This is a genomic window from Amycolatopsis sp. NPDC051372 (assembly GCF_040682095.1).
Classification (GTDB): Bacteria; Actinomycetota; Actinomycetes; order Mycobacteriales; family Pseudonocardiaceae; genus Amycolatopsis.
On the sequence record NZ_JBFBAF010000021.1, the window covers coordinates 94,946 to 109,553 of the forward strand.

Here is a 14,608-nt window from a genome sequence, read left to right on the forward strand (position 1 = left end):
TGCGCTATGGTGCTCATATGAGCAGGAAGAAGGCTCGGCCGCTGCTGACCGAGAGCTTGGAGCTGGCCACCGTGGCCCGCCGCTTCTACGTGCAGGGCCGCTCGAAGCTGGAGATCGCCGAGGAGTTCGGTGTGAGCCGGTTCAAGGTCGCGCGCCTGCTCGACACCGCCCGCGAAACGGGCCTGGTCAGGGTGGAGTTCGAGCTGCCCGCGCCGCTCGACGTGGAGCTGTCCGACGAGGTCAGGCGTGCGTACGGGCTTCGCCGCGCTTTGGTGCTCGAACGAGCGGCGGCGAAGGAGCCACGCGAGGTGGTGCGCAAGAAGGTCGGGACGCTCGCCGCGCACCTCCTCGAGGAGATCGCCCGCCCGACGGACGTCATCGGGCTGTCGTGGGCCCGGTCGGTCAACGCGATGACCGAGGCCATCAGAACACTTCCGCGCTGCCCGATCGTGCAGTTGTGCGGCGTGCAGGCCGGCATGGACATGCGCGGGCGCTCCGTTGAAACCGTGAGCCGCGTGACCTCGGTCTCCGGCGGCGACGCTTATCCGCTCTTCGGCCCGCTCGTGCTGCCGGACCGGCGGACCACGGAGATCCTGCGCCACCAGCCTGGCATCGCGGAGACTTTCGGGCAGTTCGGCAAGCTGACGAAGGCCGTGGTGAGCATCGGCGCCTGGTCACCCGGCGAGTCCACCGTGTACGACGCCCTGGACGAAGCCGAGCGCGCCGCCATCGCCGCCCGCGGGGCGACGGCCGAGGTCGCGGCTCGCCTGTTCGACGCTTCGGGAAACGCTCTGTCGACGGGTCTGGCGCACCACGTCCTGGCGATCAGCACGGAGAAGCTGCTCGCAGTGCCCGAGGTGATCGCGATCGGCTACAGCGAACCGAAGGCGGCCGCGGTGGACGCCGTGCTGAGGTCCGGCATGGTGTCGACGCTCATCACGGACGCGGCAGCCGCGGTGCCGTTGCTGGAGCTGGCGGAGAAGCGACCTCTGTCAGAGTGAGCTGTCGACCGCGAGGATGTGGCCCGGCTCGCCGCGGCCCTCGGGCGCGCTGCAAGTTTGAGCGGCCAACGCGAGCACGCCGCTCGGGCGTCGAGGTCGGCGAAGGCGAGTCGCTCCCGACTGTCGTGAAGTGCGGTGGCATCACGTCGGGCCGACGCTCATCACGGACGCGGCGGCCGCGGTGCCGTTGCTGGAGCTGGCGAAGAAGCGGCCTCTGTCAGAGTGAGCTGTCGACCGCGAGCACGCCGGCGAGGATGACGAAGCAGATGCCCGAGCCGGCGTCGACCTTCTGCTGGGTCTTGGCCTTGACGCCGGCGACGCCGATGGCGCGGCCCACCAGCACGTAGGCGAGACCGACGACGAGCTCCACCCCGAGGTAGGCGGCGCCCAGCTCGGCGAGCGCTTGAGGCGTGCCGGTCGTGGTGAACTGCGGCAGGAGGGCGGCGAAGAGCAGCAGCGCCTTGGGGTTGCTGATGGCGACAGCGAACTCGTTGACCACTACGGCTCGCAGGTTCTTGCTCTTCGGCGGATCCTGCGTCTGGCTCATCTCGCGGCGGGCCTTGAGGATGCTGCTGATGCCGAGCCACAGCAGGTAGGCGACGCCGATCCACTTGAGGATCGTGAGCAGCTCGGCGGACGCGGCCAGCAGCGTCCCCAGCCCGGCCGCGACGAGGGCGATCAAAACCACGAACGCCGCGAACCTGCCGCCGATGCCGGCCATGGCGTAGCCGATGCCATAGCGGGCGGCGTTGCGCAGGCCCAGCAGCTGGTTGGCGCCCGGGATGAGCGACACCAGGACCGCGGCGGGGATGAATCCGGCCCAATCGACCATGGCTCGCCTCTCTCAGGTGTGAGGGCGACGGTAACCCGCGTTTGTCCGGCCGGGGCGGGGTTTGTGACGAAGTCTTCAGGCATTGGCACGTACGGGCCGGCGATGTCTTCGCCCGGGCGTTCGTCTCGGGGTGATCTCAGGGTGTTCACCGGATGTGCCCGCAGCGGTGTCCAGGCGATTGTTACTGCCGTGACTCGGGTTTCGCCGCGGTGGCGGCAGGCGGTGGTGTGGCTGCACGCGGTGTCGTCGATCGCGTGGATGAGCCAGGCGTTCGGGCTCATGACGCTGACGCTCGTGGCGCTCCAGGGCGACGCGGCCACGCGCGCCGCCGCGATGAACATGGCGCGGCACCTGGACACGGCGTTGCTGGCACCCATGGCGAACGCCGCCGCGTTCACCGGATTGGTGCTCGCGGGGGCGACGGCCTGGGGGTTCTTCCGGCATTGGTGGGTGCTCGTGAAGTTCGGGCTCACGCTGGTGCAGCTGTACGCCGAGATCTTCCTGCTGTCACCCGCCCTCGAGAACGCCGCCGCGACGGCCACCCCGACGTGGCAACAAGCTGCCGGCGCGGGGCTCATGGCGGGTGGATTGGCCGTGCAGGCGTGGATTTCCGTGGCGAAGCCGTGGTCCCGCACGCCCTGGTCCCCCGCCGCGAAACCCGCGACGGCGCCCACGTGGGTGTTCGTGGCGGCGATCGTCGCGCCGGTTCTGGACACCACCGTGGGTCTGGTGCTGGGCTACCCGTTGCCCGCGCTGTCCCTGGTGATGCTCATCGTCCTGCTCAGCGGGCGGCGGCAGCGCCTGGCCGTGGCCTGACGCTGCCGCTCTTTCACTCGACGTCTCCGCCGCTCGCGGGCTTGGCCTCGACGTCGCCGCCACTCGCCGGCTTCGCCTCCACATCCCCGCCGCTGGCCGGCTTGGCCTCGACGTCACCACCGCTGTCGTTCTTGTCCTCCACCATGGTTCCCTCCTCCTACTCGGCCCGCCCAACGCTAGGGCGCGCCGCGGAGCCCCACGGCCACTTGGACAAACCTCACTCAAACGGACGCGCGTCGTCAGAGTTGGTTGACGTCCGTGATGCGCACGACGGCCGAGCCGATCTCGTCCGAGGCGCGCAGGTCGACCTCCGCGCTGATGCCCCAGTCGTGGTCACCTGCGGGGTCGTCGAAGATCTGACGGACGCGCCACACGTCGGGTTCCTTCTCGATGAGCAGCAACGCGGGCCCGCGGGCGTCGGGGCCGATGCCCAGGGAATCGTGCTCGTCGAAGTAGTCCTCGATGGCGTCTTCCCAGGCGTCCGCGTCCCAGCCGGCGGCGGCGTCGAGCTCGCCAAGGGCGTAGTAGTTGCGGCGGGCGGCGAGTTCGACGCGGCGGAAGAGCTCGTTGCGCACCAGGACGCGGAAGGCGCGTTCGTTGCGGGTGACCGCGGGTGGTTCGGAGGGCGGGCGCTCCAAAGGAGAACCGTCCGCAGACGGATGCCGCAACGCTTCCCACTCGTCGAGCAGGCTGGAGTCGACCTGGCGGACGAGCTCGCCCAGCCATTCGATGAGGTCCTGCAGCGCCTCGGTCTTCGCCTCGTCCGGGACGGTGTGGCGCAGAGCGTCGTACGTGTCCGCCAGGTACCGCAGCACCAGGCCCTCGGAGCGCGCCAACTGGTAGAAGCCGATGTACTCCACGAAGTTCATCGCGCGCTCGTACATGTCGCGCACCACGGACTTCGGGGACAGCTCGTAGTCCGCGACCCACGGGTGACCCTGGCGGTAGCTGGAGTACGCCGCGGAAAGCAGCTCCTCCAATGGCTTCGGGTACGTTACCGCCTCGAGCAGCTCCATGCGCTCGTCGTACTCGATACCCTCGGCCTTCATCGCCTGCACGGCCTCGCCGCGGGCCTTGAACTGCTGCTGCGACAGCACGGGCCGCGGGTCGTCCACAGTGGATTCCACAATGGTCACGACATCGAGTGCGTACGAAGGCGATTCCACATCCAGCAGCTCCACCGCCGCCAATGCGAACGGCGACAACGGCTGGTTCAGCGCGAAGTCGAACTGCAGATCCACCGTCAGCCGCACGATCCGGCCATCAGCGTCCGGAGCGGACAGACGCTCGACGACACCCGCGGCCAGCAACGCCCGGTAAATGGCGATCGCCCGCAGGATCAGCTTGCGCTGCGCCGGACGGTCGGAGTGGTTGTCCTCCAGCAGGTGGCGCATGTGGTCGAACGCGTTGCCCGGCCGGGAGATCACGTTCAGCAGCATCGAGTGGCTGACCTGGAAACTCGAGGTCAACGGCTCGGGGTCGGCCGCGATCAGGCGGTCGAACGTGCTCTCCGTCCAGTTGACGAACCCCTCCGGCGCCTTCTTCCGGACGATCTTCTTCCTCTTCTTGGGGTCGTCGCCCGCCTTCTCCAGGGCCTTCGCGTTCTCCACGACGTGGTCGGGCGCCTCGACGACCACGTACCCGTCGGTGTCGTACCCAGCGCGACCCGCGCGGCCGGCGATCTGGTGGAACTCGCGCGCCTTCAGGTGGCGCTGGCGCACGCCGTCGTACTTGGTCAGGGCGGAGAACACGACCGTGCGGATGGGCACGTTGATACCGACGCCGAGCGTGTCCGTCCCGCAGATCACCTTGAGCAGCCCGGACTGCGCGAGCGTCTCGACCAGGCGCCGGTACTTCGGCAGCATGCCCGCGTGGTGCACGCCGATCCCGTGGCGCACGAGCCGCGAGAGCGTCTTGCCGAAGCCCGCGGAGAAGCGGAAGTCGCCGATGAGGTCGGCGATCGCGTCCTTTTCGGCCTTCGTCGTCACGTTGATGCTCATCAACGTCTGCGCCCGCTCGATGGCCGCGGCCTGGGAAAAATGCACGACGTAGACGGGCGCCTGGCCGCCGTGGAGCAGCTCGGACATGGTCTCGTGGATCGGCGTGAGCGCGTAGCGGAAGGTCAGCGGCACCGGCCGCTCCGCCGACGTGACGACCGCCGTCGAGCGGCCGGTGCGGCGGGTGAGGTCCTTCTGGAAGAACGTGACGTCACCCAAAGTGGCCGACATGAGCACGAACTGCGCGCCCGTCAGCTCGATGATCGGGACCTGCCACGCCCAGCCGCGGTCGGGCTCGGAGTAGAAGTGGAACTCGTCGGCGATCACCTGGCCCACGGGCGCGTCGGCACCGAAGCGCAACGCGATGTTCGCCAAGATTTCCGCGGTGCAGCAGATGATCGGCGCGTCCGCGTTCACGCTGGAGTCGCCGGTCATCATGCCGACCTTGTCGGCGCCGAAGATCTCGATGAGCTGGAAGAACTTCTCCGAGACCAGCGCCTTGATCGGCGCGGTGTAGTAGCTGCGGCGGCCGTGGGCGAGCGCCGTGAAGTGGGCGCCGACGGCCACGAGGCTCTTCCCGGAGCCGGTGGGCGTCGAGAGGATCACGTTGGCGCCCGAGACGACCTCGATCAGCGCCTCCTCCTGGGCCGGGTACAGCTGGATACCCCGCTCGGCCGTCCAGGTGGAGAAGGCTTCGAACAGGGAGTCGGCGTCGGGATCCGCTGGCAGGAGGTCTGTGAGTGTCATCGCGCTGCCCATCGTGCCATCCCCGGGCCGCCGGTTCCGCAGGGGCGATCGCGGGTGCTTGCCTCAACCCGTAGGCTTCGCGGTACCGCGCACCGACCGGGGGATACTTCCGGGCACGCGCGCGTACACGGGCGTTACTCCGGAGGGTTCAGGCATGGCACAGGACATCATCCCGATCGAGCTCGGGCTGCCGCAGGGCGACGTCGTCACCCTGTGGGCTCCGCGGTGGCGGGAGGACGGCGAGGAGTGGGAAGCGTTCCTCGGCGACGAGGACGACCTGTACGCCTTCCCGGACGCCGCTCACCTGGCCGCCTTCGTGCGCACGTCCGACCAGCACGACCTGCTCGACCACCCGGCGTGGGACGCGGTGCCGGCACTCAACGTGCCCGAGCTGATCCCGGACGACGACCACTCCTACGACCTCGTCGGCGTGCCCGAGCTGGTCGCCGAGGAGCCCGACTCGTGGACGATCGCGGAGCTCGCGGAGATCGTCGGCATCGTCCGCTCGCTCGCCGACGTCTGCGAGCTCGAAGAGGTGCACGAGGTCCTCGACGCGTATGAGGGCTTCTCGCTCTTGGAGCAGGGCCGGCTGCCGTTCACCGGCCGCGAGGGCGAGGCCCTGTGGAACGACCTGTCGAAGGCCGTGTCCGAGAAGTGGGACATCGTGCTCGACGCGATCGACAACCTCGTGACCGTGCCCGAGGTCGACGCCGCCGTGCTGGAGCAGACCGCCGAGGAGCTGGCGGCGTTCCACGAGGAGTCGGCCGAGGCCGAGGTCGCGCAGCCGGAGGACCTCGAAGCCGTGGACGCGCCCGACTCCGACGAGGAGGAGGACGACGAGCCGGTCGGCTTCTGGGGTGAGGTCGGCATCGACCCGATCAAGATCGTCACGGCCGGCGCCGAGTACTACACGCTGCGCTGCTACCTCGACGACAAGCCGATCTTCCTCGGCAGCGAGGGCGAGATCGACGTCTTCTCCTCCGAGAAGGCCCTGCTCGCCGCCCTCAAGGACGGCAAGGACGTGGCCGACACCGACCTCGCCGACGTGTCCACTTGGGACGACGTGCTCACGAAGGCGGCGGCGGACGACCTCGAGATCGACATCGACGCCGAGAACACCTACGTGCTCACCGGCCTCGACGACGACATCGCCGAGGGCGTCGAGTCCATCGACCCCAACCAGCTGGAGCTGGCGGTCGAGCTCATCACCGACGCCGCCGACTGGGCCGAGGACGACTCCGTCGAGACGGCGCTGTCGCAGAACGAAAGCCTCGGCTGGCTGGTCTCGTTCGTCCTGCGCCCCGACCCGACGCGCCTGGAGCCGAGCGCGCCGTTCGACACCGAGCAGAGCGCGTGGCGCAAGCTGGTGGAGTCGTTCGAGAACCGCCTGACGGTGGTCTGAACCTCTTTGGTTTGAGGAAGGCCATCCGCTGGGGATTCCCGGTGGGTGGCCTTCTTCGTTGTGGGCCTCGGGCAGACCCCGGCAGACAATCCCGGCCTCCTGAGGGGCGAGGGCGGGCTGAGCTGTCCACAACCCGGCCACTGTGTGGGCAACCAGCGGTCCCCAACCACAAGGTGTGCCGGGCTCGTCCCGCTCATCGGTCCGCCGAAGGACAGCGAGGGCGTCAAGCCACGGGTGCGTTGCGGTGTGGGCATCAGCGGTCCCTTCGCTCGGCGTTGTCGCCCCGAAGTCGAGAGTGCTCTCGACTTCGGACCGCGTCCCGGTCAGTGGGCCATCTCAGCTTCCGCGCGGACCGGGACCACGGCGATGGCCAGCGCGGGGAAGATCGCGACGAGGCAGAACGCCAGCGCGTAGCGGCTGTCACCGATGACGAGGCCGAGCAGGGGCGGCGTGAGGGCCCCGGCGATGTTCTGCGCGGTGTTCTGGGTGGCCATCGCGCGGCCGGACCAGGCGACGCCGGCGAGCTCGGCGGAGGCGGTGAAGCCGAGGCCGTTGTCGGCGACCGTGATGATCGCGGCGAGGACGAGGGCGATCAGCACGAGCCACAGCCACGTCACGTCGCCGAGGGCCACGAGCAGCATTACGACCACGCCGGCCACCGCGAGCTGGCGCATCGGGCGAAGGCGGCTGCCGACGCGGTCGGACCAGTAGCCCGATCCCAGCCGGCCCGCCGCGCCGAGCACCTGGGCCACCGCGAGGAACACGCCGGCGCCCGACGGGCTCCAGTGCTGCTGCGACACGAGGTAGACCGGCGCGAACGCCGACACCGTGAACTGAGGCACGACCAGCAGCGCGCTCGCGCCGTGCACACGCCACAGCCACGGCTTGCGGTATGGCGAAGGCGGCTTCGAAGCGCCGGCAGCGGGGCGCGGCGGCCGCGGCGGGTCGGCCACGAACAGCGCGACCAGCAGCGCGACCACGATCCCGAGCACGGCCGGCAGCAGCATCGCGGCCTGGAACCCCCAGCGCGCGGCCAGCGGCGGCAGGCCCAGCGCGGCCACGCCGACACCCAGCGGCTGCGCCGTCTGCCGGATGCCCATCGCCATGCCGCGTTCGGACTTCGAGAACCAGCCCATCACGACGCGGCCGCTCGCCGCGTTGACCGAAGCCGTGCACGCTCCGGCAACAAGGAACACGCCGAAGAGCAGCCCGACCGGGTGATGCCACAGTGCGGCGTACACCAGGAGTAACCCCGAACCGCCCAGTCCGAGGGCCATGATCAGGCGCTCTCCGTAACGGTCCGCAGCCGCGCCCCACACGATCAGGGTGAGCAGCAGGCCGATGCTCGGCGCGGCGACGACGGTGCCGGCCTCGGCGAGCGTCAGGTCGTCGGCGGCGCGCATCGCGGGGATCAAAAAGGGCAGCCCGTAAAGGAAGGAACAGCTCGCGGTCTGCGCGGCGAGGCCGAGCGCGAGAATGAGCCACCGTCGAGAACTGGGCTTTTCGCGTATCGACTCACCGGCCGCGACCTGCGACATCTTTCCCACCGTCTCATATATTGAGATTTAGTTCCTACATTCTGAACTTTAGTTGGGTATGCTAACGAACGCAACCGCCAAGGAGGCGGTCACGTCCGGAAGCGTCGGGAGTCAGGCCAGAGCGGCGTACCCGGGCTTGATCACGTCGTTGATCAGCGACAACCGGGCATCGAAATCGAGGAACGCGGATTTCATGGCATTGATCGTGAACCAGCGAAGATCATCAAGACCGAACCCGAACGTGGTCGCCAGAGCGGTGAATTCACTGGTCATCGTGCATCCGCTCATCAGCCGGTTGTCGGTGTTCACCGTGACCCGGAAGTGCAGCCGGGCGAGCTGGGCGATCGGGTGCTCGGCGAACGACGCGACGGTGCCCGTCTGCACGTTCGACGTCGGGCAGATCTCCAGGGGTATGCGGCGGTCCCGAACGTAGCTCGCCAACCGTCCAAGGTGGACCGTTCCGTCCGAATCGGTCTTGATGTCCTCGACTATCCGGACACCGTGGCCGAGCCGTTCGGCGCCGCAATACTGGATGGCCTCCCAAATGGACGGCAAGCCGAATGCCTCGCCCGCGTGAATCGTGAAATGCGCGTTGTTCTGACGCAGATATTCAAATGCGTCGAGATTTCGGGTCGGCGGAAAGCCGTCCTCGGGGCCGGCGATGTCGAAGCCCGCCACGCCGCCGTCGCGGTGGCGCACCGCCAGCTCGGCGATCTCGAGGGCGCGGGCGTGCTGACGCATCGCGCAGAGCAACGTGCGGACCTTGATCGCACCGCCCGCGGCGGCCACGCGCTGTGTTCCCTCGTCGAGACCGGTCTGGACCGCCTCGACCACCGCATCGAGTGACAGGCCGCGTTCGACGAACAGTTCGGGCGCGTAGCGCAGCTCGGCGTAGACCACGCCGTCGGCCGCGAGGTCTTCCACAGCCTCGGCCGCAACCCTGACCAGCGCTTCCTCGGTCTGCATCACGCCGCAGGTGTGGGCGAACGTCTCCAGGTAGGACACGAGCGAGCCGGAGTCGGCGGCTTCGCGGAACCAGCGGCCGAGGGCCGCGACGTCGGTGGTCGGCAGAGCGTCGTAGCCCGTCGCTTCGGCGAGCTCGACGACGGTGGCCGGGCGAAGGCCGCCGTCCAGGTGGTCGTGCAGCAGGACCTTGGGGGCTCGGAGCAGGGTCGCTGCGTCGAGCGGGGTTACGTCTGACATGCACCAACGGTAGTCTCGTTGTCATTCCCCTACATGGCGGTAACTCTCAGCGTCGAGGCAACCCTCAGCTTTGACGATCAAGGAAGGAATCGGCCATCCGGGTAACGCCAGCGTTATCCCGTCTTAGCGGGGCCCATACGCACAGCAATTTTTCACTGGATAAGCTTCGTGCCACGTCCCTTCCATTTCCCCGCCGACGAAGGACACAGCAGTGACCACTGACAACCACATTGCCGCTCCGTCCTTCGACCGGATGCGCAACATGCTGGTGCGCGCGGCCGAAGTGCGCGAGAGCGAACAGCAGCAGATCTTCGACGCGCTGGACGACATCTACGCCCGGCTCGCCCCGGTCGACTCGCTGGGCGCCGTTCGCAAGCGGCTGTCCGAGATGCCCGACCGCACCGAGGTCGGCGTGATCGCGGAGCGCCTCGACGAGGCCATGACGCGGCTGGAGGCCCAGGACAACGCGATCGCCGCGATCACCCACGCGGTCGAGAGCATCGTCGACAAGCTGGCCAAGCCGTTCGCGCAGCTCGACGGCCGGCTCGACGGCGTCGCCGCGCGCTTCGAGGGCGTCGCGGGCCGGATGGACGGGCTCGAGGACAAGCTGCAGAACATTCACCGCCGGCTCGACGAGCTGGGCGGCCACCTGGACAAGCAGGACGCCAAGCTCGACTCGATCCCGCAGACCACGCAGGCCCCAGTGCGCGAGCGCATCGAGCTCGCGGAGGCCACCCTGCGCGAACGCATCGAGACGGCCGACCACGAGCTGCGCACCCGCGTCGACGAGCTCGACCGCGCCACTCGCGAGCGCTTCGACAGCACCGCCGACGCGCTGCGCACCGCCATCACGGAGACCGGCGAAATGGTCGACGCCTCCGAGCGCCTCGAAGGTCTGGTCAACCGCCTCGACACGGTCACCCAGCGCCTCGACGACCTGGGCAACCGCCTGGACAAGGTCGAAGACGGCTTCGTCTCCCAGCTGGGCGACCTGGACGGCTCCATCAAGTCCGGCCTCTCCAAGGTCGAGGGCACGCTCGCCAAGCAGCCCGACACCGACTCCGTCGACTCCCTGGTGCGCCGCTCGAACGACGAGTCCGTGCGACGGATCGGTGGCCAGCTGGACGAGGCCATGGCCACCTTCGCCGAGCTGATGCTCGGTGGTGGGCCGGCCGTGCAGCAGATCGCCCCGCCGGCTCCGGCGCCGCGTCAGCCGCGGCGCAGCTCGCGCAACGGACGGTCCCCGAAGGCGGTGGACCCGAAGGCGAAGAACGGGTCTGAGCCCGAAGATGCTGCTGGTGAGTGAGGTTCAGTCCTCTTGAAGAAAGCCCCCGTTTCGGCGGGGGCTTTTTTCGTCTGGACCACTTTGCCGACGTTGGCTACTGCGGGTCGTCGGTTCGCCAGGGATAGCCGAACTGGTCGGGATGCAAGTGCCACGCTTCGAGGGTGGCGGTCAAATCCAGCTCACCGGCGACGGTCGAGGCCTTGACCAGGATCGCTCCGACGTCGTAGCCGAAGCCGTCGAGACGGTCAGCGGCGTAGTCCCAGTGCTGGAGTGTGAAGGTGCGGGCGTGGTCGGCTCGTTTCCAACCTTGGTTGAGGGCTTCGATGTCCGCCGTGGTCATGCGCGGGGTGATGTCGAGGAACGCCCGCCGACCGGGTTGGGAGACCGGCAGCTCGGCGACCAGTCGCTGGCCGAGTCGCAGCGCGGTCAACGTGTCCGTGGGCCACTGACGTGTGCTGCCGGTCGGGTCGGCTGGAGTGCTCACGTGGGCACCGCCTCTCCCCGCCGTGCGACGAGCCGGCCGTTGTCGAACTGGGCACCCGCGCAGGCAAGAACGACGAGCTGCGGTGCATTCACTGCCCGACGACAGCCCTGGACGGACTCGATCAGTGTGAACGCCATGCCAACCCTGCCTCGCGGGAGCCTGGTCCTGGCGTGCTCGACGCGGTGGCACACCGCCACTGACGGCGCGCGACAGCCGCGTCCCCGCGTCTGCTTTCCAGCGGGCCAAACCCCCTCCGGCCGGGAGGCAAGCCCCCACCCTCCCAAGGGGGCGTCCCCACATCCATCCAAGACCGCAAGCCCAAGCAATCGCCGAAAACCCAGGCGACCAGCAAAAACCCACCGCTCCCAAGGCGTCAGGACCGGATCGTCTCCAAAACTATCGGTCCCGGCACCGGAGCAGCCGACGACACCGTGAACGCGCCGTCCAACGCCTCCAGAGCGCCGGCCACCGCTGAAGGCGTATCGGTGTGCAGCTCCAGCAGCGGCTCCCCCGCCACCACCTGATCACCAGGCTTCGCGAGACACAACACCCCAGCCGCGGCCTGCACCGGGTCTTCCTTCCGAGCCCGCCCGGCACCCAGGCGCCAAGCAGCCACACCAACGGCGTAAGCGTCCAGCGAAGCCAGCACCCCCGAAGAAGGCGCGGGAACCACGTGCACACAAGAAGGCTGAGGCAGCGGAGCCGAAGGATCACCGCCCTGAGCAGCGATCATCCGGCACCACGTCTCGTACGCCTCGCCCGAAGCGAGCACCGCCGCCGGATCCACTGAGGACAGTCCGGCCAGCGCGAGCATCTCGCGAGCCAGCGCCACGGTCAGCGAGACCACGTCCGAAGGCCCACCGCCCTGCAGGACGGCGACCGCCTCGGCGACCTCCACGGCGTTGCCCACCGCGCGGCCCAGCGGCACGTTCATGTCCGTGATCAGCGCCGTCGTGGGAACACCGTGATCAGCGCCGATCGAGACCAGCGTGGAAGCCAGGGCGCGAGCCGAAGCAACGTCCTTCATGAAGGCGCCCGTACCCGCCTTCACGTCCAGGACCAGGCCCGATGCCCCCTCGGCGATCTTCTTCGACATGATCGACGAAGCGATCAGCGGCACGGACTCGACCGTCGAAGTGACGTCCCGCAGCGCGTACAGCTTCTTGTCCGCCGGCGCCAAGCCCTCGGTGGCCGCGCAGACGACCGCGCCCACCGAAGACAGCTGGTCGGTGATCTCGGAAAATGACAGCGCCGCCCGCCAACCCGCGATGGACTCCAGTTTGTCGAGCGTGCCGCCGGTGTGGCCGAGGCCGCGGCCGGAGAGCTGGGGCACGGCGGCGCCGCAGGCCGCGACGAGGGGCGCCAGTGGCAGGGTGATCTTGTCGCCGACGCCGCCCGTCGAGTGTTTGTCCACGGTCGGCCGGGAAACGGACAGCCTCAGGCGTGAGCCCGAAGCGATCATCGCCGCGGTCCAGCGGGAGATCTCGGCCGAGGTCATCCCGCGCAGGAAGATGGCCATCGCCAGGGCGGCCATCTGTTCCTCGGCGACCACGCCGTGGGTGTAGGCGTCCACGACCCAGTCGATCTGCGCATCCGAAAGAACGAGACCGTCGCGTTTCGCGCGGATGATGTCCACGGCCGCGAAAGTCACGGGAGGTCCTCGGGCCCGAAGGCGTCGGGCAAGACGTCGGACATCGGCAGGACCCCGCGTGGAGTGTCGACCAAACACGACGACCCGCCCAGCTCGAACAGGATCTGCCGGCACCGCCCGCACGGCATGAGCAGCTCACCGGCGCCGCTGCGGCAGGCGACGGCCACCAGCCGGCCCCCGCCTGACAAGCGCAGCTGGCCTGCCATCGTGCATTCTGCGCACAGACCCAAGCCGTACGAGGCGTTCTCGACGTTGCAGCCCGTCACCATCCGGCCGTCGTCGACGATGCCCGCGACGCCGACGTGCAGGCCGGAGTAGGGCGCGTACGCCGAAGCAGCAGCTGTGACCGCCGCCACGCGCAGGGCTTCCCAATCGAACGAGGTCATCAGTCCCCCTCCCCTCGCCGATAAGGCGCACCATCAGCCTTCGGTGGACGAAGCCGTTGCGACGCCACCGCCAGCACGATCAGCGTCACGAAGTGCGCCGTGTACGGGATCAGGTCGCTCGGCAGCGTGTCGTTGGTCCAGTAGATCGCATACAGCGCCCCGGCGGCGATCACGCCGAGCGCGGCCGCCAGCCAGCGCTTCCGGATCAGCTGCACCACCACGATGATCGCCAGCAGGATCACCGCGCCGTACAGCAGCGCGAGCACCGCCTCGCCACCGCCGGCGAGCTGCAGGCCGTCCGCGTACCCGAACAGCGCCGCACCGCCGAGCAGGCCGCCCGGCCGCCAGTTGCCGAAGATCATCGCCGCCAGGCCGATGTACCCGCGGCCGTTGGTCTGGTTCTCGAGGTAGTCCGCGCCGCCCTTGAGCAGCACCAGGGAAGCGCCACCCATGCCGGCGAAACCGCCGGAGATCAGCACGCCGAGGTACTTGTAGCGGTACACGTTGACACCCAGCGACTCCGCGGCCACCGGGTTCTCACCGCACGAACGCAGGCGAAGGCCGAAGCGCGTGTGCCAGAGGATCCAGTAACTCACCGGCACCAGCACGATCGCGATCATCGTCAGCGGCGCGATGCCGGTGATCAGGCCGCGCAGCACGCCGGCGACGTCGGAGATCACCACACGCTGCCCGTTCTCCAGCGTGCCCAGCCAATCGGACAGGCCCGTCGCCGAGTACGTGTCGAACTTCGGCACCGGCGGCGACTGCCGTGGGTTGCCCGAAATCGGCTCGAAGATCAGGTTCGCCAGGTATTTCGCGACGCCCAACCCCAACAAGTTGATCGCCACACCGGAGACGATGTGGTTGACGTTGAAGGTCACCGTCGCGACCGCGTGCAGCAGGCCGCCGAGGGCGCCGAACGCGATGGCCGAGATCAGGCCGACCCACACGCCGCCGTAGTACGCGCCCCAGGCCGCGCCGAACGTGCCGAGGATCATCATGCCCTCGAGGCCGATGTTGACCACGCCCGCGCGCTCCGACCACAGGCCGCCGAGCGCACACAGCAGGATCGGCAGCGCGAGCCGCAGCGCCGTCGACGTCGTGTTGCTCGACGTCAACGCCGAAACGCCCGTCGAGTACGACGCCGTGGACATCACGCCGATCGCCACGACGGCCCAGATCACACCACGCAGCCAGCCCGGGAGCCGGCGCCGCCGTTCCACCACCGGCTCCGGCATCCCGGAGGCCGGCTCCGGCATGGGGAAC

13 protein-coding genes and 1 pseudogene are annotated in these 14,608 nt (G+C 68.8%); 4 read left to right on the forward strand and 10 right to left on the reverse strand.

The annotated features are described in order from the left end of the window. Positions 1 to 17 precede the first annotated feature (17 nt). On the forward strand, positions 18 to 1,001 hold the full coding sequence (locus tag AB0M56_RS29465; protein WP_364181647.1) for a sugar-binding domain-containing protein: 984 nt from the start codon (positions 18 to 20) through the stop codon (positions 999 to 1,001). A gap of 217 nt (positions 1,002 to 1,218) precedes the next feature. Here AB0M56_RS29465 and AB0M56_RS29470 read toward each other — a convergent pair whose 3' ends face one another. After that, positions 1,219 to 1,833, reverse strand: a complete 615-nt coding sequence (locus AB0M56_RS29470) for a LysE family translocator (protein ID WP_364181650.1) — start codon at positions 1,831 to 1,833, stop codon at positions 1,219 to 1,221. 189 nt (positions 1,834 to 2,022) lie between these two features. Between AB0M56_RS29470 and AB0M56_RS29475 the strand changes: the two genes are divergently transcribed. Next, complete coding sequence (locus AB0M56_RS29475) at positions 2,023 to 2,649, forward strand: hypothetical protein (RefSeq protein WP_364181652.1); 627 nt, start codon at positions 2,023 to 2,025, stop codon at positions 2,647 to 2,649. Positions 2,650 to 2,662: 13 nt separating this feature from the next. Here AB0M56_RS29475 and AB0M56_RS29480 read toward each other — a convergent pair whose 3' ends face one another. Together AB0M56_RS29480 and AB0M56_RS29485 are read right to left on the reverse strand one after the other, a co-directional pair. Then, positions 2,663 to 2,794 (reverse strand): hypothetical protein, encoded by a 132-nt coding sequence (locus AB0M56_RS29480; RefSeq protein ID WP_364181655.1) that lies wholly within the window; start codon positions 2,792 to 2,794, stop codon positions 2,663 to 2,665. A gap of 94 nt (positions 2,795 to 2,888) precedes the next feature. Next, a complete protein-coding gene (locus AB0M56_RS29485) occupies positions 2,889 to 5,393 on the reverse strand; it encodes a DUF3516 domain-containing protein (RefSeq protein ID WP_364181658.1) in 2,505 nt (834 codons plus the stop codon). 154 nt (positions 5,394 to 5,547) lie between these two features. Between AB0M56_RS29485 and AB0M56_RS29490 the strand changes: the two genes are divergently transcribed. Beyond that, on the forward strand, positions 5,548 to 6,795 hold the full coding sequence (locus tag AB0M56_RS29490; RefSeq protein WP_364181661.1) for a primosomal protein: 1,248 nt from the start codon (positions 5,548 to 5,550) through the stop codon (positions 6,793 to 6,795). A gap of 323 nt (positions 6,796 to 7,118) precedes the next feature. On the opposite strand, the gene AB0M56_RS29495 is transcribed toward AB0M56_RS29490, so the two are convergent. Together AB0M56_RS29495 and AB0M56_RS29500 are read right to left on the reverse strand one after the other, a co-directional pair. Further along, on the reverse strand, positions 7,119 to 8,333 hold the full coding sequence (locus AB0M56_RS29495; RefSeq protein ID WP_364181663.1) for an MFS transporter: 1,215 nt from the start codon (positions 8,331 to 8,333) through the stop codon (positions 7,119 to 7,121). A gap of 111 nt (positions 8,334 to 8,444) precedes the next feature. Beyond that, entirely contained in the window at positions 8,445 to 9,536 is a 1,092-nt protein-coding gene (locus tag AB0M56_RS29500) for an adenosine deaminase (protein ID WP_364181666.1), read from the reverse strand. A gap of 211 nt (positions 9,537 to 9,747) precedes the next feature. Here AB0M56_RS29500 and AB0M56_RS29505 point away from each other — a divergent pair, with 211 nt between their 5' ends. After that, positions 9,748 to 10,842, forward strand: a complete 1,095-nt coding sequence (locus AB0M56_RS29505; RefSeq protein ID WP_364181669.1) for a PA containing protein — start codon at positions 9,748 to 9,750, stop codon at positions 10,840 to 10,842. Positions 10,843 to 10,915: 73 nt separating this feature from the next. Here the strand turns inward: AB0M56_RS29505 and AB0M56_RS29510 are convergent, their stop codons facing one another. The 5 genes and pseudogenes from AB0M56_RS29510 to AB0M56_RS29530 all read right to left on the reverse strand — a co-directional run bounded on the left by AB0M56_RS29510 (position 10,916) and on the right by AB0M56_RS29530 (position 14,601). After that, a complete protein-coding gene (locus AB0M56_RS29510) occupies positions 10,916 to 11,305 on the reverse strand; it encodes a hypothetical protein (protein WP_364181672.1) in 390 nt (129 codons plus the stop codon). Further along, positions 11,302 to 11,477, reverse strand: a pseudogene (locus tag AB0M56_RS29515) (IS256 family transposase); the annotation flags it as partial. The pseudogene AB0M56_RS29515 and the gene AB0M56_RS29510, both read right to left, overlap by 4 nt. Before the next feature lie 201 nt (positions 11,478 to 11,678). After that, positions 11,679 to 12,956, reverse strand: coding sequence for a thymidine phosphorylase (locus AB0M56_RS29520; RefSeq protein ID WP_364181675.1), 1,278 nt, complete (start codon positions 12,954 to 12,956; stop codon positions 11,679 to 11,681). Further along, positions 12,953 to 13,342: a cytidine deaminase gene (locus AB0M56_RS29525; RefSeq protein ID WP_364181676.1), complete on the reverse strand. Its 390-nt coding sequence runs from the start codon at positions 13,340 to 13,342 to the stop codon at positions 12,953 to 12,955. Before AB0M56_RS29525 ends, AB0M56_RS29520 begins: the two co-directional genes overlap by 4 nt. After that, the gene (locus AB0M56_RS29530) at positions 13,342 to 14,601 is read right to left on the reverse strand and encodes an ABC transporter permease (RefSeq protein ID WP_364181857.1); all 1,260 of its coding nucleotides are present in this window, start codon (positions 14,599 to 14,601) and stop codon (positions 13,342 to 13,344) included. The genes AB0M56_RS29525 and AB0M56_RS29530 overlap by 1 nt, the downstream gene beginning before the upstream one ends. Positions 14,602 to 14,608 lie beyond the last annotated feature (7 nt).